The sequence below is a fragment of the Escherichia sp. MOD1-EC6162 genome, assembly GCF_002965125.1.
Taxonomy (GTDB): Bacteria; Pseudomonadota; Gammaproteobacteria; order Enterobacterales; family Enterobacteriaceae; genus Escherichia; species Escherichia marmotae.
Map to the genome: position 1 here is coordinate 64,852 of NZ_PTSB01000018.1, position 20,785 is coordinate 85,636.

The following is a 20,785-nucleotide window of genomic DNA, read 5'->3' on the forward strand; positions in this document are numbered from 1 at the left end:
AATAACTGTCTACCTCTCTACCACATTGAAAATATCTTTATAATTCAAAATATTAATTGGTAGATGGTTGGTAGAGGGTTAAGTGAATCTGTCTACCAACCGTCTACCTTTACGTTTCAGCTTATAAATTTCGTATTATGTTCTGTCGTTAATCCCTGTAGCTGCTGGCAACCAGCCATCAGCATCATCATCTAACAGAACATTTGTTATCACTCGCCCTTTATCCGGGCCTTTAGTGCATTTAGCCCGCTTATACTCCTTTCCGTATTCCGCCATAGCTCCTGGCATATCAGTACCAAAGCGTGTCAGTGATACTGGTTTTCCCAGGCCATGCGCTGACATATAGGCTAAATAAGCATGATACAGGTATCGCCTCGGGCTAAATGGCACTATTTCCGCATTGCCCACCATCATTCCTTCACATTTAACCAACGACATCAGATAGCCGCAAAAGTCCACCAGTGAATCACCTTCGCGCTTTATCAACAGCGCTTCTTCTGATTTTTGCTGCTCATAAAGTAGTCTTTTAGCTTCGTCCTGGTCGGTAAATCGTGTTAGCAAATGGCGAATCACTACCGCCAGTTCGCCTTCTATCTTTTCCGCCAGCATGGGATCGCGTTCGTTCTCCGGTACGACCTCAGAGAAATTAAATATCACCCTACGACGCGAGATCCCCCCGCTTCGGTCACTGAATGACATGGCGTTATTGTTTACCGCAAGCACTACTGCCGGAATACGTGTGGAGTAGGGGGCTTTATGTTTCGGATCAATTGCCACCTTGTCGCCGCCAGTAATTGCCTTAATTCCTGCACCATCGCCAGCGTAGCGAGTCATATCCGGCATGATAATCAGCGAAAAGCCAACTACTAACGCGCGTTCCCTTGCGTCTTCCAGAGCCTTCATGCTTGCCGATACTGTGTTGGCCTTACCCGCCAGCATGGTACAAATCTCAGCCATCACACTTTTACCGCTTCCGCCTGGGCCTGTTACCTCAAGGAATAACTGCCAGTCGTACCGGTTCGCCAGCACCATGAATAATGCCGCCAGTACGCGATCAGCTTTACGATCATTATCTGCCACCGAACGACGCAGCCACTTCCAGAAATTCGGCGCATGTGTTGCCAGCGTTTCCCCCTCTGCTGGTGGGCTGAACGGTAATTCACTGGCATTTAACAACCAGTCATTTTTGTTATGCTCCCGAAAATTTCCCGTCCGGGTATCAAATACCCCGTTACTGAATCCAATAAGATTCCTGTCTGCCCCGCCCATAACAGGCAGGCTCAATTTCATTGTGTCTACGGCAAATTTAATGGCGTTTTGCGAATAACTGATTCCAGCATCAATAAAAATCTTCGCCATAGACCGCTGGAGTTCCTTATCAGATACAGGCACCCAGACAATTCCGTTGTAATGGTGAACTACATCAGAATCATCATTTATAGCCAGTGCTCTTCCATAATATTCAAGTAACACTTCCCCTCTCTGGCTGGCTCCCATCTGATTTAGTGCTGGCCTGGATAGGTCAATATTTTTTGTGGCTAATTTCATCGCTGAAACTTCCCCACTCTCTGCCTGTTCGCGGATCCGTTGCAGGTAGTCGCGCCAGTTTTCCGGCTCCCGGTCGGTGATACCTTTGTATAATTTCGCGTCCTGTACACCAGCCAGCGCCAGCTTTTCAGCAATAGCATTGATCTGGATTGGCTCTATCTCCCCCGCGAGATAGACACGCGCAAAGCGGCGTTCATCGTCGACAATGCGGATATTCGCCAGGTCTGCCAGTTGCTTTGGCCCCAGGTAAACAGGAGGCACGTTATCGCCGTGTTTTCGTCCTTCGCTTTCAATCCAGTGTTGAGCATGGGCGTAAGCATCCGTCCCGGCAAAAATGATTACCTCGGTGAATTTATCCTTCGGCTGATATTTTAAATTCGGTGCGTTTTTCACTTCTTACCTCCCGCAACCAACATTGCCCGGATTTTTTTAATATTCGTGGCTGCACGTCTCGCCACTGCCTGTTGTTTGTTTTCCACCAGAATAAAATCACGCTCAAACTGACGGCGCGGCATTACGCAGTCATATTCGTAAGCCTCACGGCGGTAGGTGATATTGCCTGGCGTAACGTGACGAATAACCACTCGTCCCCCACGTCTGGTGTCGCGGTAAATATCTCCGTGTCTGATTTCAGGCCGAGAGAGACCGCTGGCAGTAAAGCCAGAATTTTTCCTTTTCATGGTTTTATTTTCCTGTCAGCAGTTCCGGTTTTATTTCTGCACGAATACAGAGTTCAGAAAAAAATTCAGGAGAACCCACAATCTCATTACTTTTCAGTCGGCATTGTGATTTCACTTTTTCTTTATCAAGGTAAACCAGCACGCGTCCGGTGAAATCATCTGGCACATTAAGCACTACGGGTACATGCGCTTCATGATTATGCATGGCTTACATCCTCCAGAGATTTTCTTCTGTAACGCGTCTCTGCCACATATTCAGCATAGTCCGACGCAATACTAAGAATCATTTCACCCTCTGACTTGTAGCCACTGGTATTGATAAGAAAATATGCAGCTTTCATCATGTCAGCAATGCTCAACAATGCGCCCGATGTATCTTCCGGTGCGCCATCAAACTCCTGTTTCAGGGAATTAAAACGATCATCACGCATGTTTACCCCCCTGAATGACCTGATAACCGCAACTGGTCAGCAATTCGATAAATTCCGGCAGTGTGCCGAAACAGCAATCATCACGCAGACGTTCGCAGGATACTTCAACGCCGTTTTCGTAGTGACTCACCATACACCCGGTAAAATGCAGATCATCATCGTGATGGCACGTTGACGGCTTAATCAGTCGCGCACGTTCCGCCAGTTCCAGCAATGCTTCAACGCTTCCGGCAATTGCACCATCCGGCAGGTGATAATTACTTACCACGCGTCCATTCTCCACGTTGACCAGTAGCTGCCCGGAAAATATCTCGTCAAACTGAATGCTGTTAAGGTCAGAAATTGACAGGTTATGCATGGTGCACCTCCTGTACATCAGCCATGATAATTTTTCCGGCCTTATCCAGTGCCTGATCGGCTTTCAGCTGCACAAATGCTAAATAATGGGAGATGCATTCTGATTCTCTGGCTGCGTGTTTATGCGCCACACCAGCGATAGCAGAAATCTCAATAAGTGAATCCATCAGCGTTTTGATAGCGTCTACCGCTGCATCAGGCCATGTTGCATTACACATGCTCCACCTCCTGGCGAATACGGGCAGCGAATACCATCACGCAGCCATCAGGAGATTGCTGGCGTGCTTCCTGTTCGCTGGTGGCCTCGATGTGAATCACGCGCGGTTGTGCCGTACTCAGGGCGATAAAACGCCAGATAAAATTGTTTTCGCATTTCTGAATAAACAACGTGTTTTCTTCGCGCCCTTTCCATGTTGCCGAGATATAGCCCATGTCATTGAGCATCTCGCAGGCATCAACCAGCGTATCGGCGGCTACATGAACAGTGTTTTTACCGTCAGCCATGCAATCACGGTGCACCGCCAGGAAGGTGTATATAAATTTAGGGTGAGTTTGGGTATGCTGTGCCCCAGCCATAATCGTTACCTCATTTAACGGTTTGGTTAGACGCCCCGCTACTGCCGCAAACAGTTCGGGGCGTTGTCGTTTATATCCTCTTACTGAGGTGTGATTTAAATTAAATTTAACTGAATCACAGGTCAAGTATTTTTTGTGATTCTTTTTTGTGTATACTGAATCACATCTTTTGTTTAGGAGAATGCACATGGCAAAAAACACTATCAACGACAAATCAAAACAGATTTCAATTCGTATCCCACATGATGCTTTTGAAGGCATGGAATCCGTAAAACTGGACGGCGAAAGCAACGCCGGATTCATAGTAACCGCCATGCGTGGTGAGATCGCCCGCCGCCAGGCAGAAGGAAGCGGAGAAAATCCCCTGGTTTCTTCGCTCAATGCACTGGCGCAGGTAGAAAAAATCGGAGTCAAAGCTGTCGAGGAGATCGGGCAGCTCGTCACCGTCGCACGTGAAGAACTCCAGCGCCGCAAGGCCAAAGAATCAGAATAATAACTATCATCGCCGTGGTGTGAGGAACTCCGGCGCATTGCTTTACAGGTACACAGAATGACCAACAAAGAATCGACCAATACACCATCACCGGCACGGAAAAGACAGCGCAGAAAGATAGCGTACGAATATGAGTCAGACAGATTCGCGCCCTGTGCGTTTATCCTTGAGAAATTCCTTAAAGAGTACAGGCGCACAAAAATGGGGTCGCATACCTGGAAAACATCGCGGCATGGCAATGTTAAAGAGCAGGAATAGCCCACCAGCAAGCCAGCACACTGATCACATTGCCCACCAGCCGCAAATCTGGCATTGTTGGCGATGTGTTCAAGTGTGTAGCTTTCCCACTGGTGGCCCTCTGCGGTCGCCTTTGTTTTATCCAGAACGAAATTAGACATCAGATTGATCAGCACCTGGCGACCTGACAAAATCGCATCAGTCGCGCCACCAGCAAAATTTTTTGCTTTCCGGACAGTGTGACCAACGACATTTTGCAGCAAAATATTCTGCATTTCTGGCGTGCTGTAGTAACGGTGATCAGCGCCTTCACTCTGTGCGACCACAACGCTATAATCTGCCTCGTAGACAGTAAGCAATATGGCGCAGTAGGCTATTCGTTCACAAAGGCGCTCCGGCAACGGGGCGCTTTCTCTTTTTGTAACGGTCAGAGCGTTACACATGGCTGTTTTCCTCCATGCGACGGGCTAACCAACGCTGCGAAAGACGAATTAATTCAGCCTTCCGCTGGTGGTAGTCCTGGCCTAACTCAATCAGCGTGATATTGCTCTGCTCAAGGTAAGAAAGGTGCTCAAGCTGCAACGTGCTCATGTGGTCGCGTGGTTCGCCTGTAATGCCGTTCGCCAGTGCCCACTGTTTTGCAGTCATGCCACCCAGCACGATACGCGCCAGCATGTTCGCTTCCGTGGTGTAGTGGTGCTGGAGTGTGTTTTTACCCAGTTCAGCCCGGTACGCCTCCAGCGCGGCACACATTGGCTTAAAGTAGCTGGCAACTGTGATACGGGCTTTCAGTTCCCGGCGTAACGCTGCGGAACGAACAGGCGCAACCTTGTGTAGCTCCTCCTCGCATTTGATAAAGTACTGGCGAACGGCGCGGCCCTGTTCGGTACGTTCGACCATCGCCAGTTCTTTCGCCATGTTCACTGTGATGATGTACTCAAGAGCGGTTTGCTGGCGAGATTTTGCGCTCACCGGATCGGGTCGGCTCAAATATTCAACAACCTCATAATCCACGCCTTCCGTGAACCCGTATTCTTCAATGCGCCCCTTGATCCACGAACGGAAAACGCGCCCTACACCTAACGCCTTATGTAACGCTCTGGCGCTAACAATAGTGGTTTCACTCCCGCCAATAACGCCGGAAATAATCGGGATAATTTCGCCGAAATTTTGCAGATTCTGGTTTTCAGGCCGAACGAAGCCCCGCCCCTGTACGGGCGTTTTTGGAAATTTCATAAAAACTCCTGCTATCGAATTAAGTTACTTTTATTTGCTGGTGGATAGCTGGGGGCAATAGCCCCGTAGCCATTTAATCAGGTAGCTGTTCCGCGTGATTCCGCAATACGCTGATTAATCCACTCGTCAATTTCACTCTCAACGAAAGCAATAGCTCGCGAGCCAATTTTAACTGATGCAGGAAATTTACCTTGCCCCATAAGGCGATAAATCCATGCCTTGCTATATCCAGTTCTACGCTGAACTTCTGTTAAACGAATAAGCGTATTTGACATATATTTACCTCATAACGTCTACTCAATTTGACGAGGTAATCATGGCACAGAAATAACGAATATTTTCATACCCTCAGGCCTAATGGTTACCGGAAGGAAATCTACCCTAAGGGTGATGGTAATCGGGAGGAAATCTACCCTAAGGGTGATGGTAAAATTGACGGGGAAGATAAAAAAATACCCTCAGGGTAACAGTAAATCACCCTCAGGGTATGCGGTATGGTGCGTTAATCCGGCTTTGCGTTCTTTTGGCTGTTGTCTCGGTTAATAGGGCAGGCAGTCCTCTCTATGAGCGTTGCAAGTGCATTACTTGCCCCCCACTGCTTAAGCTCCCTGGTTATCGCTTCTTGATTTCCCCTGGTGGCAAAATCATTTTCTGGATCGTAATTGGCCCACTCTCTGTTTCTAATCTCAATAGCCTTAGCTAATGGGTCTTTATCCCAGTATTTATATAAGTGTATCGGGCGCTCTTGCTCTAACTGCTCTATCCTTGCCCTTAACTCTGCGTTTTCTTTTTCCAGCATTGCGATTTGGGATAATAAATCATCCTCTGTACGCAACTCTTTCTTTTCAATATCGCGTCCTTGTGCCTCGTCATTTTCAGAAGAGTTAGCGCCTTCCAGCTTCGTTAACGCGTCAAGGACATCGGGAAAAATTGCGAAAATTTCACCCCTTATAAATCCAATGTTCTCAAATTCGGGATCTTCCCAATAACCGGACACCAGAAAACCATTTTCATCCCTCTCACCAGGTAAACAACCACGTTTCCGAACCGCATTCAGATTTCTATAAAGAACATCATTATCAAATTCATCCCGATACGGGTTACAAAAAGATTCCAACAGCTTAAATTCATTTACTGTGTACAGGCGGATATGTTCTCCGCTTATTCTCCTGAGTATCCAAGTTATGACATCTGAAACATCATAATCATCACCAGCGACCTTAAGCACGACCTCAAGAAATTCACGTAAAGAAATAAAATCTTTTTTGTATTCGTTTAATTCGGCATGAATATCAATCATACGCACACCTCAGCGTCCTCTACTGTAGTGGCTGTACCAGTCCGTCGAGGTGTACGGATTTTCGGGAGCGACCCTAGACACAGCCTTTTCTTTCGTCGCTCAAAGTCTACTACTGTATACTCAACCAGTCACCCGCATTTTCCGAACTCACCATGCACCACATTTCCGCCATGCTCGAGCGAATCCATATAATCAGCGTACCACTGAAGCATTTCCCGCCGCCCATCCAGATATTGCGCATGGTTGTATGTGCCACGAATTGAGTTTTTATCGACGTGCGCAAGCTGTGTCTCTATCCACGCGGTGTTATAGCCCTGCTCATGCAAAATGGTGCTCATAGTGTGCCGGAAGCCATGACCAGTAACCTTTCCGTTATAGCCGATGCGTTTAAATACTTGGTTTATGCTAGCCTCGCTCATTGTTTTCCTTGGATCATTACGGCCGGGAAACATAAGCGGATAATTGCCAGTTAGTTCTTTAATCTGCCCAATAAGCGAAAGAGCCTGCTCAGACAAAGGCACTACATGAGGGCGACGCATTTTCATCCGTGAAGCAGGTATCTCCCAGATAGCCTTGTTGAGATCGATTTCATCCCATAATGCACCGCGCAGTTCGCCAGTCCGCAAACCGGTGATAATCAGTAAACGAGCCGCCATAACAACCAATGCACTTCCTGAGTAACTGGACAATGCCTTGAAAAAATCAGGTAATTCTTTGGCTGTGAGGAAAGGATAATGATTAGATTCATGACCTTGCATCGCGCTGGTGAGATCCGGTGCAGGGTTATACTCAGCACGTCCAGTGACAATTGCATAGCGGAAAACTTCCCCACATCGCTGCCTCACTTTTTTGGCTTTTTCGGTAGCACCGCGCCCCTCAATGCGCCGCAGCACATTCAGCAGTTCAAGTGGTTTGATTTCGGCGATTGGTTTTTTGCCAATGTAAGGGAACACATCTTTGTTGAAGGCTTCGAGGATGTCTGAAGCATAACCAGCAGACCATTTTTTTAATTTGCTGCTGTGCCACTCAAGGGCAATATCTTTGAAGGTGTTGTTTAACTGCGTTTCCCGGGCAATCTTTTCCTCTCGTTTCGCTTCCATCGGATCGATACCCCCAGCGATACCCCTTTTAGCTTCTTCACGTTTTGCACGAGCATCAGCCAAGGTAACTTCAGGATACACACCTAGTGCTAACAGCTTCTCTTTACCAGCTACACGATACTTGAAGCGCCAATATTTTCCTCCACTAGGTTTTACCAAGAGATACAGACCACCACCATCAGCCAGCTTGTAAGCCTTCTCTTTTGGCTTGGCAGTGTCTATTTGACGGGCATTGAGTTTCACTTGGGGGTACCTCCACTAAACCGAACAGCAAATACCCCCAAAAGTACCCCCAATTGACTGTAGATTTTGGAGTACTTAAGTAGACGTCAAAAGACTAAAAGGGGCGCTAACATGCGGATTATAAGAGGTTTTTAAATACTTGAGTAGACTTGGGGAGACATTAGAATGGTGCCGATAATAGGAGTCGAACCTACGACCTTCGCATTACGAATGCGCTGCTCTACCAACTGAGCTATATCGGCCCTGAAAAGGACATGTTCACGAACGTGAATCACGGTGGACAAGGTTAAAACTAACCGGGCGATGCGTCAATGGCCTTGTGAATCAAATGGCTACTTTTGCATCACCCGGTTTTATTTACGCACGAACGGTGTAATCACCAATACCGATCCACTTGTAGGTGGTCAGCGCTTCCAGCCCCATTGGTCCGCGTGCGTGGAGTTTTTGCGTGCTTACCGCCACTTCCGCGCCAAGACCAAACTGGCCGCCGTCGGTGAAACGTGTAGACGCGTTAACGTAAACAGCAGAGGAGTCCACTTCATTGACAAAACGCTGGGCATTGCGCATATCACGCGTCAGGATCGCATCGGAGTGTTGCGTCCCGTGTTCACGAATATGGGCGATGGCGTCGTCAAGATCGCTGACGATTTTGACGTTCAAATCTAACGACAGGAATTCATCGTCATACTCTTCCGCCTTAACAGCCACCACTTTCGCAGATCCTGCCTGCAACTGCGCCAGTGCCGCAGCATCGGCGTGTAACGTCACGCCGCTTTCCGCCATTTGCTTGCTTAACGCAGGCAGGAAGTTATCAGCGATGTTTTTATTCACCAGCAACGTTTCTACCGTATTGCAGGTACTCGGACGCTGGGTTTTCGCGTTGACGATCACTTTCAGGGCTGCAGAAATGTCAGCACTTTCATCAACGTAAATATGGCAGACGCCAATGCCGCCAGTGATCACCGGAATTGTCGACTGCTCGCGGCACAGCTTATGCAAACCAGCACCACCACGCGGGATCAACATGTCGATGTATTTATCCATGCGCAGCATTTCACTCACCAGTGCGCGATCCGGATTATCAATCGCCTGCACTGCGCCTGCCGGTAAACCGCAGGATTTCAGGGCGTCCTGAATCACCGCTACCGTTGCAGCGTTAGTGCGACAGGTTTCTTTGCCGCCGCGCAGGATCACCGCGTTACCGGTTTTCAGACACAGCGAAGCGACATCAACTGTCACGTTCGGACGCGCTTCATAAATTACACCTATAACACCCAGCGGCACGCGGCGACGCTCCAGACGCAGACCGCTGTCCAGCACACCTCCATCAATCACCTGCCCTACCGGATCGGCAAGATTACACACCTGCCGCACATCGTCGGCAATGCCTTTCAGGCGCGCGGGCGTTAACGCCAGACGGTCAAGCATCGCTTCGCTAAGGCCATTGGCACGCGCGTCAGCAACATCCTGGGCGTTAGCATCGAGGATGCTTTCGCTCTGTGCTTCCAGCTCATCAGCGATCTTTTCCAGCACGCGATTTTTTTCGCGGCTGGAGAGTTGCGCTAATTTATACGAGGCTTGCTTCGCTGCAATGCCCATTTGTTCCAGCATCGGCCTGCTCCTTAACGGGTAATCATGTCATCACGGTGAACGGCAACCGGGCCGTATTCATATCCCAGTATTGCATCAATTTCTTGCGAGTGGTGTCCGGCAATACGGCGCAATGCATCGCTGTTATAGCGGCTAACGCCGTGAGCAATATCGCGACCTTCGAGGTTGCAAATGCGGATGACTTCACCGCGGGAGAAGTTGCCACTCACGCTTTTAATGCCTTTCGGCAACAGGGAACTGCCGCGTTCAAGAATAGCGGCGGTCGCCCCTTCATCTACAGTAATTTCACCCGCTGGCGGCGCGCCAAAAATCCAGCGTTTGCGGTTTTCAAGCGGAGTAGCCTGGGCATGGAACAACGTACCAACCGGGATACCTTCCATCACGTCGCCAATGACGCCTGGCTTGCTACCCGCGGCAATAATGGTATCGATACCCGCACGACAGGCTACGTCAGCCGCCTGCAACTTGGTGCCCATGCCGCCGGTTCCAAGGCCTGAAACGCTGTCACCGGCAATCGCGCGCAGCGCATCATCAATACCGTAAACATCTTTAATCAGTTCCGCCTGAGGATTACTGCGCGGGTCTGCGGTATACAAACCTTTTTGATCGGTCAGCAGCAGCAGTTTATCGGCACCGGCCAGAATTGCCGCTAACGCCGAGAGATTATCGTTGTCGCCAACTTTAATCTCTGCCGTAGCGACAGCATCATTCTCATTAATTACCGGAACGATGTTGTTGTCGAGCAACGCACGCAGGGTATCGCGGGCGTTCAGGAAGCGTTCACGATCTTCCATATCTGCACGCGTCAGCAGCATCTGCCCGACGTGAATACCGTAAATTGAAAACAGTTGTTCCCACAATTGAATCAGTCGGCTCTGCCCTACCGCCGCCAGGAGTTGTTTCGAGGCGATAGTCGCTGGCAGTTCCGGGTAGCCCAGGTGCTCACGTCCGGCGGCAATCGCGCCCGACGTCACAATTACAATCCGATGCCCGGCGGCATGTAGCTGCGCGCACTGGCGAACAAGTTCAACAATATGGGCACGGTTCAGGCGGCGCGATCCGCCTGTTAGCACACTGGTGCCGAGTTTTACCACCAGCGTCTGGCTGTCACTCATGATTCTCTGCCATTCAATGTTAGGAAAAATGATATCAAACGAACGTTTTAGCAGGACTGTCGCCGGTTGCCAACCATCTGCGAGCAAAGCATGGCGTTTTGTTGCGCGGGATCAGCAAGCGTAGCAGCCGTTGTTTACGCTTTTATTACAGATTTAATAAATTACCACATTTTAAGAATATTATTAATCTGTAATATATCTTTAACAATCTCAGGTTAAAAACTTTCCTGTTTTCAACGGGACTCTCCCGCTGAATATTTGTGCGTTAATTAAAATCAGGAATGAAAATGAAAAAGAGCACTCTGGCATTAGTGGTGATGGGCATTGTGGCATCTGCATCCGTACAAGCTGCAGAAGTATATAATAAAGACGGTAATAAACTGGATGTCTATGGCAAAGTAAAAGCCATGCATTATATCAGTGATAATGAGAGTAAAGATGGCGATCAGAGTTATATCCGTTTTGGTTTTAAAGGCGAAACACAAATTAACGATCAACTGACCGGTTATGGTCGTTGGGAAGCGGAGTTTGCCGGAAATAAAGCGGAGAGTGATACCGCACAGCAAAAAACGCGTCTCGCCTTTGCCGGATTGAAATATAAAGATTTAGGTTCATTCGATTATGGTCGTAACCTTGGCGCATTGTATGACGTTGAAGCCTGGACAGATATGTTCCCGGAATTCGGTGGCGACTCCTCCGCCCAGACCGACAACTTTATGACTAAACGCGCCAGCGGCCTGGCGACTTATCGTAACACCGACTTCTTCGGCGTTATTGATGGCCTGAACCTGACCTTGCAATATCAAGGAAAAAACGAAAACCGCGATGTTAAAAAGCAGAACGGCGATGGCTTCGGTACGTCACTGACATATGACTTTGGCGGCAGTGATTTCGCTATCAGCGGTGCCTATACCAACTCTGATCGTACCAACGAGCAGAATCAGCAAAGCCGTGGCACGGGTAAACGCGCAGAAGCGTGGGCTACGGGTCTTAAATACGATGCTAATAATATTTACCTGGCAACCTTCTATTCTGAAACGCGTAACATGACGCCAATTTCTGGCGGCTTTGCCAATAAGACGCAAAACTTTGAAGCAGTCGCACAATACCAGTTCGACTTTGGTCTGCGTCCATCCCTGGGTTACGTATTATCAAAAGGGAAAGATATTGAAGGCATCGGTGATGAGGATCTGGTCAATTATATTGATGTTGGTGCCACGTATTATTTTAACAAAAACATGTCAGCATTTGTTGATTATAAAATCAACCAACTGGATAGCGATAATAAGTTGAATATCAATAATGATGATATTGTCGCGGTTGGGATGACGTATCAGTTTTAATTAATATTGCCGGATGCGAGGCATCCGGCACATTTCACTCACGCCGTTAACTTCACCGGTTCATCGCGAAAATCATCCGCCGGTTCCAGCTTAAAATTCAGCGTCGTCAGCAGTTCACGCAGCTTTTCATGAAACTCACGCAAAGTATGCTCCAGTCGCTCAACCACTTCTGCATCGTTTACCGGAACACTCGTCCAGTCACCTGCTTTATCAAACAGACCGAACTGATAACTGTAGGTAAAACGGGACTCCTGCGCTTCCAGTTCCATCCACCAGCCCCAAAACTCACGCACTTCCGGCGCGGGTTTCACGTTGACGCATACAGCCAGACAATCGAAAAAGAATCGATTATCTTCGCACTTACCTTCACGAATATACGGGCCAAGTGCGGTAAATTTTTTGATCAATCTGCTTTTCGGGTGTCCACTCGGTAACGTCATTGCGATCTCCTGTTGTGATGCAACTGTTTTACCAAATTGACAAAATTTAGCAAATTTTTAACACAATCGTTTTTCGATCCAGTCGGTGATTTCCTGAAGCGCTTTGTCAAAATTCCGATACACCGGATTAAATGGAATTTCTAACAATTTACCGTCGGCAGATGACGAAGTGATTAAGCGGGAATCCTCTTCCGGGCTGAACGGATCGTTCTTCCAGTAACCTGATAACATTGGCGTTGGGCAACGACGTCCCAACAATCCTTGCACTTTTAATGAATAGCGATTCAGCTCCACGCGCAACGCTTCGTCGGAAGCATCATGCATCCCCAAACGGCTGGCCAGTACGTCAAGATACATTTCCGGCACCTGTTGCTGGCACTTAAAATCACTCAACAAGGTGTGAACCACCGGCCCAAGACAGGCAACGGCTTTCAGACGCGGCGATTCAAGGTATGCGAGGCGCACGGCAACGTTAGCACCAAAACGGAAACCAAAGGCTGCGACGCGTGTGTGATCCACCCACGGCACGTTTGGCAACGCCTTTAAAACATGTTGGTGCAGCAAGCTGGAATCCTGGGTGAGTTTCCATTTTGAGGAAAAACCGACCGAAGGCATATCAATAGTCAGCATCGCAATGCCGCGCGGTGCAAAATAGCGCTCATAAAGGGAGTAATAGTCTGTTTGCATCGCATCCAAACCACCACACATTAATACTGTCGGGAATGGGCCATCGCCTTTTGGCATATGCAAAAAGCCAATGATGGGCGCGCCGCCCGGCACAGTAAACTCCATCTGCCGCATGGTGCCAGGCAGACGTTGCGCCGCTTCTTCATACGCGCGATTTGACAACGCCTGTACCTGTTCAGCCAGATCATCGCCCTTCAAGTGCGGATAGGCGGCAATATTGTACAACGTAGCAGCGTGCAGCCAGTGACGCCCGCTGACTTGCGGGTCTTCTTCCGCACAGGCTTTCTGTTGCCACAGCATTGCCTGGGTGGCCCACTCATAAATCCAGTTGCCACCGCGGTAGCCAATCACCGTATCGTATAAATCATTGTCGGTGCGTTCGGCATCGCTCATCACAATACGCGCCTGGACATCGAGGATTTCACGCGGATCAACGCCACGCCAGATCCACATCAGGCGGTTAATCATGCGATACCAGTGAGGAATATTTTTGCCATCGAGGGCCGACTGCACCGACGGTTGCGCACCGCGGTTAAAACGGCGGACTAGCGTCGAGGTTTCAGGGTGTTTAAAGCGGGGTTTGAACAGGGTTTCGCTCAGGTTAGCCTGTGTCATGGATGCAGCCTCCAGGAATACTTACTGGAAGCTATTGTAACCTGCCTGACGTCAAAAAGAACAACGCCCGGCAAAGCCAGGCGTTGAAAAGATTAGCGACCAGAGATAGGCGGAACGAACACCACGCCCATATCCCACGGCTGCTCAATCCAGGTATTTTGCGGGATATCAACAACATAATCATCAACCAGCGGACGACCAGCCGGTTTAGCGAAGATGGTGACAAAGTGCGCTTTTGGATACATTTCACGGATTGCCACCGCAGTACCGCCGGTATCTACCAGGTCATCAATGACGATGAAGCCTTCACCATCGCCTTCTGCGCGTTTCAGTACTTTCAGTTCACGCTGGTTGTCGTGATCGTAGCTGGAAATACATACGGTATCGACATGACGAATACCCAGTTCACGCGCCAGTAAGGCTCCGGGCACCAGACCGCCACGGCTAACGGCAATAATGCCTTTCCATTGTTCTGAAGGCATCAGGCGGCTTGCCAGTTTACGTGCATGAATCTGCAACATGTCCCAGGTGACGATGTATTTTTCGCTCATGTGAAGTGTCCCAGCCTGTTTATCTACGGCTTAAAAAGTGTTCGAGGGGAAAATAGGTTGCGCGAGATTATAGAGATCTGACGCACTAAAAACCAGTATTTCACATAAGTCCGCGTCTTTTTGCGCACTGCTACTACCTGTCGCTGGATAAAGTGGTATTCTCAAACATATCTCGCAAGCCTGACTTGTGCTGACAACATTTTCTGCTAACCCTGTGACCTGCAATACTGTTTTGCGGGTGATCGACAAGGAGACTTAACGTGTCTGAACTGTCTCAATTATCTCCACAGCCGCTGTGGGATATTTTTGCCAAAATCTGTTCTATTCCTCACCCGTCCTACCACGAAGAGCAGCTTGCTGAATACATTGTAGGTTGGGCAAAAGAGAAAGGTTTCCATGTCGAACGCGATCAGGTGGGGAATATCCTGATTCGTAAACCTGCCACTGCAGGTATGGAAAACCGTAAACCGGTCGTCCTGCAGGCTCACCTCGATATGGTGCCACAGAAAAACAACGACACCGTGCACGACTTCACTAAAGATCCTATCCAGCCTTATATTGATGGCGAATGGGTTAAAGCACGCGGCACAACGCTGGGCGCGGATAACGGTATTGGTATGGCCTCTGCGCTGGCGGTTCTTGCCGATGACAACGTGGTTCATGGTCCGCTGGAAGTGCTGCTGACCATGACCGAAGAAGCCGGTATGGATGGCGCGTTCGGCTTACAGAGCAACTGGTTACAGGCTGACATTCTGATTAACACCGACTCTGAAGAAGAAGGTGAAATCTATATGGGTTGTGCGGGTGGTATCGACTTCACCTCTAACCTGCATTTGGATCGTGAAGCGGTTCCGGCTGGCTTTGAAACCTTTAAGTTAACCTTAAAAGGTCTGAAAGGCGGCCACTCCGGCGGTGAAATCCACGTTGGCCTGGGTAATGCCAACAAACTGTTGGTACGCTTCCTGGCAGGTCATGCAGAAGAGCTGGATCTGCGCCTTATCGATTTCAACGGTGGCACACTGCGTAACGCCATTCCGCGTGAAGCCTTTGCGACCATCGCTGTTGCAACCGATAAAGTCGATGCACTGAAATCTCTGGTGAATACCTATCAGGATATCCTGAAAAACGAGCTGGCAGAGAAAGAGAAAAACCTGGCATTGTTGCTGGACTCTGTAGCGAACGATAAAGCTGCACTAATTGCTAAATCTCGCGATACCTTTATTCGCCTGTTGAACGCCACCCCGAACGGCGTTATTCGTAACTCCGACGTGGCAAAAGGCGTGGTTGAAACCTCACTGAACGTCGGTGTGGTGACCATGACCGACAACAACGTAGAAATTCACTGTCTGATCCGTTCACTGATCGACAGCGGTAAAGACTACGTGGTGAGCATGCTGGATTCACTGGGTAAACTGGCAGGCGCGAAGACCGAAGCGAAAGGCGCATATCCTGGCTGGCAGCCGGACGCTAACTCTCCGGTGATGCATCTGGTACGGGAAACCTATCAGCGTCTGTTCAACAAGACGCCGAACATCCAGATTATCCACGCGGGCCTGGAATGTGGTCTGTTCAAAAAACCGTATCCGGAAATGGACATGGTTTCTATCGGGCCAACCATCACTGGTCCACACTCTCCGGATGAGCAAGTTCATATCGAAAGCGTTGGTCATTACTGGACACTGCTGACTGAACTGCTGAAAGAAATTCCTGTGAAGTAATAACGATAACGTCCACGCCTGCGGGCGTGGACTGTTCAAGGATGAAGGGCAGAATTGTATGGCGATTTACATTGAAATAACAAAGCATTATGAAACCCATGAAAAAGTCGCATATTTGTATAGCTGCGACCATATTTCATGGGGGGTATTTTTGATCACCAAAGAAAATTTCGCGCTGAAATCCGTGAAAGAGCTTGAAGGTGAAAAGCAGAGTTTTTTTATGCTCAGAGCCTGGGGCAAAGTCAGAAGAACATATTTAACCACGAGAGAATTTCCCAAGGAAATATGTTACGCAGCCTGACGTCAGAACAATTTTTTCACGCGTTTTACAATCATCATTTTGACATTACGCTTGCACCACACAGCAATAGCCGCCGTTACCAATATCAACTCCAGTAAAAACGACCAGTGTAATAAAAAATTTAGCCACCACGGCTGATGTACCGCCGTAATATGAAATAGCGCAAACGGTTTATTAACGAAAGGCATTAGCCACCAGATATCCCCAACCAGCGTATCAAGTAATAAATGCACAATACCATTCAGGCAAAATATCACCCCCAACCACGGCGGAAGTTTATTCTTCGCGACGCCAGCCCAGAGTAGCGTCGCAGCCAAAAGTGTGAACCATAGCAATGGCCAATGAGACGGGTAAAGATGATGATGACGTTGCCCGCTATCAATCAGATAGCACCAGAAGAGATCAAAATCGGGTGCAACTGCTCCGACTAAGCCAATAACCATCACTCTCCGCGCATGACGAGCAATCAGCGACAAGCGTTTTACTAAAGTACAATTTATTAAATATCCAGCCGGAAGATGACCGATAAACATGATGATTCCTTTCGTTTTCACCCGCTGCTTTCACGGAGAAAACGGCGGGACATGTTCCTGAATTACACAGCGATAAAAGCCATCCCTGTAAACGTCCGTCGCGGGTTACCACGTTCAATCTGATGATGGAACATTCGCCGCTGCGATTTCAGCGCCGCGCTATTTTCCTGTTGCTGTTGTTCCAGCTTCCAGGCAATCAGCAATCGCGCCAGCCGTCTGTTAGCATGCTGGCTACGTTCCGATTGTACCTTCACACAAATCCCACTTGCCAGATGCGTGGCACGCACCGCCGAGTCGGTTTTATTGACATGTTGACCGCCCGGCCCCGACGAGCGCAACGTCTCATAACGGATCGAATCTGATTGTTCCTGCTCATCAGCGGTAAAACGCCCAATGCCCAGAAACCAGTTTTTACGTCCATGATGAGGTCGATACGGGCTTGGGCAAATCCACTGAATCGTACCACACCAGCGTTCACTTAATGCCCATGCATTATCGCCATCCAAAGAGACCAGCGCCGAACGCAGCGTGTCAGAGTAGCGCCCCGTTTCTGTTTCCAGCACCGTTACCGCGACGCGCTGTTGGGTAGCTTCTTTAATCAGCCTGTCCAGCGCCTTTTTGACGGCGAGACAGCATTCTTCTGGCCCCTGGGCAGAGGAGAGTTGCAACAAGATCATCCTTTTTTCCCTCCACTGTTTTTGAGCGTCAGTACCGGACGCAACCGCGCGACTGGATTAACTAAACCGGCCCGTACCAGGCATTGCACCACGCTTTCTGCTGATTTATAGGCCTGCGGCGCTTCTTCGAAGATGAGTTGTTTATCGCGGCAAATTACCCGGCTGCCAAGTTCAGTACGCGAGAGTTGCGTCACGGTGTATTTCGCCGCCAGACGCCCTTTACACTCGGTACGTCCCCATTTGCGTCCTGCCCCATGCGCCAGCGAATGTAATGTTTCTTCACAAATGACAGGCTGAACCAGCCACGAGAAATCACCGCGTGAGCCGGGGATAACCACCAGACCGCTATCATCTGGCGTTGCCCCTTTACGATGTAACCAGCCTTGTTGATCGCCAATTTGACTCGCGGTAATAAAGTTATGTGCCACATCCAGAACCAGACTTCCCGTCGCCTTCACCTGCTGCATCATGCGCAAAGCAATCATCTGGCGATTCATACGCGCAAACGCCAACGCATCGTCATGCTCCGCGATATAACGTAGCGCGTCGTCACAGACTTCTGGCAAGCCATGATGAGAAAACGAGGCAATATGTCGCTGTAAAATAGACTGCCCCAAACCACGCGAGCCGCTATGAACCAGCAGTTGCAAATACCGCGCATCCATACCAGCCAGTGCAAACAACTCAGCGTTGATGATTTGATCAATCTGTTGCAGTTCAGCGAAGTGATTGCCGCCGCCGATGGAACCCAGCGAGCTGCGCCACGGATGCTGTGCAAACGCTGACGGCAGGTTTTCCTCCAGCCAGCTTTCTTCGGCAACATCATCCAGAGCAGACAATCGCTTTTCAAACTTATCGGCATTGTATTTGCGGGCAAGGATATCTGTTTGCCATAGCGCCATGCCGCAACCGATATCATTGCCGACCAGCGCCGGGTAAAAACGCCCAACGGAGAAGAAGGCTGCGCCAATCGGGTAGCCGCGTCCGGGGTGTAAATCTGGCATCCCTACTACGCGTTGCATATCGGGAAGTTTTGCTGTGGTGTGTAATTGTTGGATCGCTGAACTCTCGATCCACAGGTCATCGGATGCGATGGTAAATACCGCATCGGATAAAGGACGAATATATTTGCCCATGTACCATTCCATTTATACTCATCATACCTCAAGTTGCATGAGCTGCGACTCAAATTATTAAGAGTAACAATTAAAAAATCAGAAAATGGCAGACGAATCCAGGGCAAAAAAAAGAATTAATCCTGGAAAGGTCTGCAAAGCGTCATTGATAAAGAATTTGTCATGATTGACCTCCTTGCAGTTTGTGGAATAAGAAAACGCGCACATACCAGGCAGGCAATATTTACATTGCAAGCTGGAATTAATCTGGCTGCTGATAACGCATATAAAAATTAGTCAACCACTCTCCCCGGCATTCAACGTTCTGCTGCTTAACTACCTGAAAACCATAACGTTCAAAAAAGGGTTTCGCCGTTATGCTGGCATTTACTGTAAGTTCGGATTCAGACTTAATCGATGGTTTTAACAAGGCGCTGGCGACACCGCGGCGGGTGTATTTCGGGTCAACAAATAATAAGTCGATATAGCGGTCAATTAGCGTAATAAATCCGACTGGTTGCTCATCAATGACCGCAACCCGCACTTGTGATTGCGCGATTTTTTTCTTCCAGCGTGTTTCATCAATCTGCGCCCAAGCGGCAATTTGCTGCGGAGAATAATGTTGGCTAGCCGTCATCGTAACCGCTCTAAGGAAAATAGCGCATATGTGCTGAAAATCTCCGGGCCGATAGTCTCTTATTGATATGTTATTCATAACCCCAACACCAGTTGTCTTTCCATTTGCGGATCCAGCAACGTCACATGCAAGCCCACCAGCCGCACACCGCGCCCGCTGCGGCGTTCATCCCAGGTTTTACGCGCGGTGGCGATTAGGTCAGCTTTATTCAATCGCGGCCAGACATGTTCCTGAGTGGTTTGCTGAAAATCGTCGAACTTTAACTTCACCCCCTGACGAGCAATCAGCAAATCTGGTTTTACCTTCGCCAGACGGCGTTCCAGCTCCGGGTATAGCCGCTCAATGATCGCTTCACATTCAGACCAGTGATGAATATCTTCCGCCATCGTGCGTTCCACGCCGACGGATTTGCGCAGACGTTCGCTGTTAACATCGCGCTCATCGATGCCCTGACTACGCTCCCATAAAATGTGGCCAAATTTGCCAAAACGTTTGAGCAACATCACCAGATCATACTTTTGCACATCGCCGCAGGTTCGCAGCCCCATCGCTTCCAGTTTTGCCGCCGACACTTTGCCGACACCGGGAATTTTCGCCAGCGGCAGGGTTTGCAGAAATGCCGGAACGTCAGCCGGAGTAATCACAAACTGACCGTTGGGTTTATTCATGTCAGAAGCGATTTTAGCGAGAAACTTTACCGGCGCGACGCCCGCAGACGCCGTCAGTTGCAACTCGTTAAAAATCGTCTGGCGGATTTCCTGGGCAATGAGGGTCGCAGAACCGTGGCAATGTACGCTGTCGGTGACGTCAAGATAGGCTTCATCCAGCGACAGCGGTTCAATGCGCGAAGTGTAGCGCGAGAAGATTTCGCGGATATGATTCGAGGCTTCTTTGTAAGCGTCAAAGCGCCCCGGAAGCAGCGTAAGATGTGGGCATAATTTGAGCGCCATACCGGTCGGCATTGCACTGCGTACACCAAATTTACGCGCGGGATAATTAGCGGTGCTGATCACCCCCCGACGTTCGCGGCTGCCGCCAATAGCAATAGGGATATCGCGCAGGGCGGGATTGTCGCGCATCTCCACCGCTGCGAAAAAACAGTCCATATCCACATGAATGATTTTACGCATTGCTCACCTCTCAACACTGGTAAAGTATACAGTGTTTTCAGGGTTTGAGAAATGCGTAAAGATTCAGCAATCTGCCCCCTTATCGCCGGATGCGACGCTGGCACGTCTTGT

Annotated in this window: 26 protein-coding genes and 1 tRNA gene; 5 read left to right on the forward strand and 22 right to left on the reverse strand. The window is 49.1% G+C overall.

The window, feature by feature from the left end; all coding sequences use genetic code 11:
• Window positions 1-135: 135 nt before the first annotated feature.
• The 7 genes from A9587_RS15660 to A9587_RS25695 are packed head-to-tail and all read right to left on the reverse strand — an operon-like array spanning window position 136 to window position 3,895.
• Window positions 136-1,941: a DNA primase family protein gene (locus A9587_RS15660; RefSeq protein WP_001526656.1), complete on the reverse strand. Its 1,806-nt coding sequence runs from the start codon at window positions 1,939-1,941 to the stop codon at window positions 136-138.
• Window positions 1,938-2,228, reverse strand: a complete 291-nt coding sequence (locus A9587_RS15665; protein ID WP_001526654.1) for a DUF4222 domain-containing protein — start codon at window positions 2,226-2,228, stop codon at window positions 1,938-1,940. Before A9587_RS15665 ends, A9587_RS15660 begins: the two co-directional genes overlap by 4 nt.
• Window positions 2,229-2,232: 4 nt before the next feature.
• Window positions 2,233-2,433 (reverse strand): hypothetical protein, encoded by a 201-nt coding sequence (locus A9587_RS15670; protein WP_001526653.1) that lies wholly within the window; start codon window positions 2,431-2,433, stop codon window positions 2,233-2,235.
• Window positions 2,426-2,659, reverse strand: a complete 234-nt coding sequence (locus A9587_RS15675; protein ID WP_016239186.1) for a hypothetical protein — start codon at window positions 2,657-2,659, stop codon at window positions 2,426-2,428. The genes A9587_RS15670 and A9587_RS15675 overlap by 8 nt, the downstream gene beginning before the upstream one ends.
• Entirely contained in the window at window positions 2,652-3,017 is a 366-nt protein-coding gene (locus A9587_RS15680; protein WP_001526651.1) for a hypothetical protein, read from the reverse strand. The genes A9587_RS15675 and A9587_RS15680 overlap by 8 nt, the downstream gene beginning before the upstream one ends.
• Window positions 3,010-3,234: a hypothetical protein gene (locus tag A9587_RS15685; protein WP_000335966.1), complete on the reverse strand. Its 225-nt coding sequence runs from the start codon at window positions 3,232-3,234 to the stop codon at window positions 3,010-3,012. The genes A9587_RS15680 and A9587_RS15685 overlap by 8 nt, the downstream gene beginning before the upstream one ends.
• Window positions 3,227-3,895 carry a host cell division inhibitor Icd-like protein gene (locus A9587_RS25695; RefSeq protein WP_407582438.1) on the reverse strand — a complete coding sequence of 223 codons (669 nt, stop codon included), beginning with the start codon at window positions 3,893-3,895 and terminating at the stop codon, window positions 3,227-3,229. The genes A9587_RS15685 and A9587_RS25695 overlap by 8 nt, the downstream gene beginning before the upstream one ends.
• Between A9587_RS25695 and A9587_RS25545 the strand changes: the two genes are divergently transcribed.
• Together A9587_RS25545 and A9587_RS25550 are read left to right on the forward strand one after the other, a co-directional pair.
• Entirely contained in the window at window positions 3,780-4,085 is a 306-nt protein-coding gene (locus A9587_RS25545) for a YlcI/YnfO family protein (RefSeq protein WP_001526649.1), read from the forward strand. The genes A9587_RS25695 and A9587_RS25545 overlap by 116 nt on opposite strands.
• A gap of 57 nt (window positions 4,086-4,142) precedes the next feature.
• Entirely contained in the window at window positions 4,143-4,343 is a 201-nt protein-coding gene (locus tag A9587_RS25550) for a hypothetical protein (RefSeq protein ID WP_024193730.1), read from the forward strand.
• 414 nt (window positions 4,344-4,757) lie between these two features.
• On the opposite strand, the gene A9587_RS15710 is transcribed toward A9587_RS25550, so the two are convergent.
• From A9587_RS15710 to proB, 7 genes are all read right to left on the reverse strand, one after another.
• Window positions 4,758-5,558, reverse strand: coding sequence for an antA/AntB antirepressor family protein (locus A9587_RS15710; RefSeq protein ID WP_001515791.1), 801 nt, complete (start codon window positions 5,556-5,558; stop codon window positions 4,758-4,760).
• A gap of 77 nt (window positions 5,559-5,635) precedes the next feature.
• The gene (locus tag A9587_RS15715) at window positions 5,636-5,833 is read right to left on the reverse strand and encodes a helix-turn-helix transcriptional regulator (RefSeq protein WP_000072422.1); all 198 of its coding nucleotides are present in this window, start codon (window positions 5,831-5,833) and stop codon (window positions 5,636-5,638) included.
• Between the two features lie 227 nt (window positions 5,834-6,060).
• Complete coding sequence (locus A9587_RS15720) at window positions 6,061-6,858, reverse strand: hypothetical protein (RefSeq protein WP_000565285.1); 798 nt, start codon at window positions 6,856-6,858, stop codon at window positions 6,061-6,063.
• 128 nt (window positions 6,859-6,986) lie between these two features.
• Complete coding sequence (locus A9587_RS15725) at window positions 6,987-8,201, reverse strand: tyrosine-type recombinase/integrase (protein WP_000772649.1); 1,215 nt, start codon at window positions 8,199-8,201, stop codon at window positions 6,987-6,989.
• 166 nt (window positions 8,202-8,367) lie between these two features.
• Window positions 8,368-8,443: transfer RNA gene (locus A9587_RS15730), tRNA-Thr, on the reverse strand.
• A gap of 115 nt (window positions 8,444-8,558) precedes the next feature.
• The gene (gene proA, locus A9587_RS15735; RefSeq protein ID WP_000893291.1) at window positions 8,559-9,812 is read right to left on the reverse strand and encodes a glutamate-5-semialdehyde dehydrogenase; all 1,254 of its coding nucleotides are present in this window, start codon (window positions 9,810-9,812) and stop codon (window positions 8,559-8,561) included.
• An 11-nt stretch (window positions 9,813-9,823) separates the two neighbouring features.
• Window positions 9,824-10,927: a glutamate 5-kinase gene (proB, locus tag A9587_RS15740; RefSeq protein ID WP_001285282.1), complete on the reverse strand. Its 1,104-nt coding sequence runs from the start codon at window positions 10,925-10,927 to the stop codon at window positions 9,824-9,826.
• 287 nt (window positions 10,928-11,214) lie between these two features.
• Between proB and phoE the strand changes: the two genes are divergently transcribed.
• Window positions 11,215-12,270: a phosphoporin PhoE gene (gene phoE, locus A9587_RS15745; RefSeq protein ID WP_001515788.1), complete on the forward strand. Its 1,056-nt coding sequence runs from the start codon at window positions 11,215-11,217 to the stop codon at window positions 12,268-12,270.
• Between the two features lie 38 nt (window positions 12,271-12,308).
• On the opposite strand, the gene crl is transcribed toward phoE, so the two are convergent.
• The 3 genes from crl to gpt all read right to left on the reverse strand — a co-directional run bounded on the left by crl (window position 12,309) and on the right by gpt (window position 14,563).
• Complete coding sequence (crl, locus tag A9587_RS15750; protein WP_000174683.1) at window positions 12,309-12,710, reverse strand: sigma factor-binding protein Crl; 402 nt, start codon at window positions 12,708-12,710, stop codon at window positions 12,309-12,311.
• Between the two features lie 57 nt (window positions 12,711-12,767).
• Window positions 12,768-14,012, reverse strand: coding sequence for an esterase FrsA (frsA, locus tag A9587_RS15755; RefSeq protein ID WP_001515787.1), 1,245 nt, complete (start codon window positions 14,010-14,012; stop codon window positions 12,768-12,770).
• 92 nt (window positions 14,013-14,104) lie between these two features.
• A complete protein-coding gene (gpt, locus tag A9587_RS15760) occupies window positions 14,105-14,563 on the reverse strand; it encodes a xanthine phosphoribosyltransferase (RefSeq protein ID WP_001291991.1) in 459 nt (152 codons plus the stop codon).
• Window positions 14,564-14,823: 260 nt separating this feature from the next.
• Between gpt and pepD the strand changes: the two genes are divergently transcribed.
• Together pepD and A9587_RS15770 are read left to right on the forward strand one after the other, a co-directional pair.
• Window positions 14,824-16,281 (forward strand): cytosol nonspecific dipeptidase, encoded by a 1,458-nt coding sequence (gene pepD / locus A9587_RS15765; RefSeq protein WP_001515786.1) that lies wholly within the window; start codon window positions 14,824-14,826, stop codon window positions 16,279-16,281.
• A 58-nt stretch (window positions 16,282-16,339) separates the two neighbouring features.
• The gene (locus tag A9587_RS15770; protein ID WP_038355489.1) at window positions 16,340-16,582 is read left to right on the forward strand and encodes a hypothetical protein; all 243 of its coding nucleotides are present in this window, start codon (window positions 16,340-16,342) and stop codon (window positions 16,580-16,582) included.
• Between the two features lie 2 nt (window positions 16,583-16,584).
• Here A9587_RS15770 and A9587_RS15775 read toward each other — a convergent pair whose 3' ends face one another.
• The 5 genes from A9587_RS15775 to dinB form a co-directional block, all read right to left on the reverse strand.
• Window positions 16,585-17,115 (reverse strand): metal-dependent hydrolase, encoded by a 531-nt coding sequence (locus tag A9587_RS15775; RefSeq protein ID WP_105263617.1) that lies wholly within the window; start codon window positions 17,113-17,115, stop codon window positions 16,585-16,587.
• A gap of 62 nt (window positions 17,116-17,177) precedes the next feature.
• Window positions 17,178-17,792 carry a peptide chain release factor H gene (gene prfH / locus A9587_RS15780; RefSeq protein WP_105263616.1) on the reverse strand — a complete coding sequence of 205 codons (615 nt, stop codon included), beginning with the start codon at window positions 17,790-17,792 and terminating at the stop codon, window positions 17,178-17,180.
• Window positions 17,789-18,928: an RNA ligase RtcB family protein gene (locus A9587_RS15785; protein ID WP_024191835.1), complete on the reverse strand. Its 1,140-nt coding sequence runs from the start codon at window positions 18,926-18,928 to the stop codon at window positions 17,789-17,791. The genes prfH and A9587_RS15785 overlap by 4 nt, the downstream gene beginning before the upstream one ends.
• Before the next feature lie 241 nt (window positions 18,929-19,169).
• Window positions 19,170-19,622, reverse strand: a complete 453-nt coding sequence (locus A9587_RS15790; RefSeq protein WP_061090638.1) for a GNAT family N-acetyltransferase — start codon at window positions 19,620-19,622, stop codon at window positions 19,170-19,172.
• Window positions 19,619-20,674 carry a DNA polymerase IV gene (gene dinB / locus A9587_RS15795; protein WP_001226159.1) on the reverse strand — a complete coding sequence of 352 codons (1,056 nt, stop codon included), beginning with the start codon at window positions 20,672-20,674 and terminating at the stop codon, window positions 19,619-19,621. Before dinB ends, A9587_RS15790 begins: the two co-directional genes overlap by 4 nt.
• Window positions 20,675-20,785: the final 111 nt, after the last annotated feature.

What these genes read in the sequence shown, in the direction of transcription:
- A9587_RS15665 (WP_001526654.1), bottom strand. Translation starts at nt 2,228, where the DNA reads ATGAAAAGGAAAAATTCTGGCTTTACTGCCAGCGGTCTCTCTCGGCCT.
- A9587_RS15670 (WP_001526653.1), bottom strand. Translation starts at nt 2,433, where the DNA reads ATGCATAATCATGAAGCGCATGTACCCGTAGTGCTTAATGTGCCAGAT.
- A9587_RS15675 (WP_016239186.1), bottom strand. Translation starts at nt 2,659, where the DNA reads ATGCGTGATGATCGTTTTAATTCCCTGAAACAGGAGTTTGATGGCGCA.
- A9587_RS15680 (WP_001526651.1), bottom strand. Translation starts at nt 3,017, where the DNA reads ATGCATAACCTGTCAATTTCTGACCTTAACAGCATTCAGTTTGACGAG.
- A9587_RS15685 (WP_000335966.1), bottom strand. Translation starts at nt 3,234, where the DNA reads ATGTGTAATGCAACATGGCCTGATGCAGCGGTAGACGCTATCAAAACG.
- A9587_RS25545 (WP_001526649.1), top strand. Translation starts at nt 3,780, where the DNA reads ATGGCAAAAAACACTATCAACGACAAATCAAAACAGATTTCAATTCGT.
- A9587_RS25695 (WP_407582438.1), bottom strand. Translation starts at nt 3,895, where the DNA reads ATGAATCCGGCGTTGCTTTCGCCGTCCAGTTTTACGGATTCCATGCCT.
- A9587_RS25550 (WP_024193730.1), top strand. Translation starts at nt 4,143, where the DNA reads ATGACCAACAAAGAATCGACCAATACACCATCACCGGCACGGAAAAGA.
- A9587_RS15710 (WP_001515791.1), bottom strand. Translation starts at nt 5,558, where the DNA reads ATGAAATTTCCAAAAACGCCCGTACAGGGGCGGGGCTTCGTTCGGCCT.
- A9587_RS15715 (WP_000072422.1), bottom strand. Translation starts at nt 5,833, where the DNA reads ATGTCAAATACGCTTATTCGTTTAACAGAAGTTCAGCGTAGAACTGGA.
- A9587_RS15720 (WP_000565285.1), bottom strand. Translation starts at nt 6,858, where the DNA reads ATGATTGATATTCATGCCGAATTAAACGAATACAAAAAAGATTTTATT.
- proA (WP_000893291.1), bottom strand. Translation starts at nt 9,812, where the DNA reads ATGCTGGAACAAATGGGCATTGCAGCGAAGCAAGCCTCGTATAAATTA.
- proB (WP_001285282.1), bottom strand. Translation starts at nt 10,927, where the DNA reads ATGAGTGACAGCCAGACGCTGGTGGTAAAACTCGGCACCAGTGTGCTA.
- phoE (WP_001515788.1), top strand. Translation starts at nt 11,215, where the DNA reads ATGAAAAAGAGCACTCTGGCATTAGTGGTGATGGGCATTGTGGCATCT.
- crl (WP_000174683.1), bottom strand. Translation starts at nt 12,710, where the DNA reads ATGACGTTACCGAGTGGACACCCGAAAAGCAGATTGATCAAAAAATTT.
- frsA (WP_001515787.1), bottom strand. Translation starts at nt 14,012, where the DNA reads ATGACACAGGCTAACCTGAGCGAAACCCTGTTCAAACCCCGCTTTAAA.
- gpt (WP_001291991.1), bottom strand. Translation starts at nt 14,563, where the DNA reads ATGAGCGAAAAATACATCGTCACCTGGGACATGTTGCAGATTCATGCA.
- A9587_RS15770 (WP_038355489.1), top strand. Translation starts at nt 16,340, where the DNA reads ATGGCGATTTACATTGAAATAACAAAGCATTATGAAACCCATGAAAAA.
- A9587_RS15775 (WP_105263617.1), bottom strand. Translation starts at nt 17,115, where the DNA reads ATGTTTATCGGTCATCTTCCGGCTGGATATTTAATAAATTGTACTTTA.
- prfH (WP_105263616.1), bottom strand. Translation starts at nt 17,792, where the DNA reads ATGATCTTGTTGCAACTCTCCTCTGCCCAGGGGCCAGAAGAATGCTGT.
- A9587_RS15785 (WP_024191835.1), bottom strand. Translation starts at nt 18,928, where the DNA reads ATGGGCAAATATATTCGTCCTTTATCCGATGCGGTATTTACCATCGCA.
- A9587_RS15790 (WP_061090638.1), bottom strand. Translation starts at nt 19,622, where the DNA reads ATGAATAACATATCAATAAGAGACTATCGGCCCGGAGATTTTCAGCAC.
- dinB (WP_001226159.1), bottom strand. Translation starts at nt 20,674, where the DNA reads ATGCGTAAAATCATTCATGTGGATATGGACTGTTTTTTCGCAGCGGTG.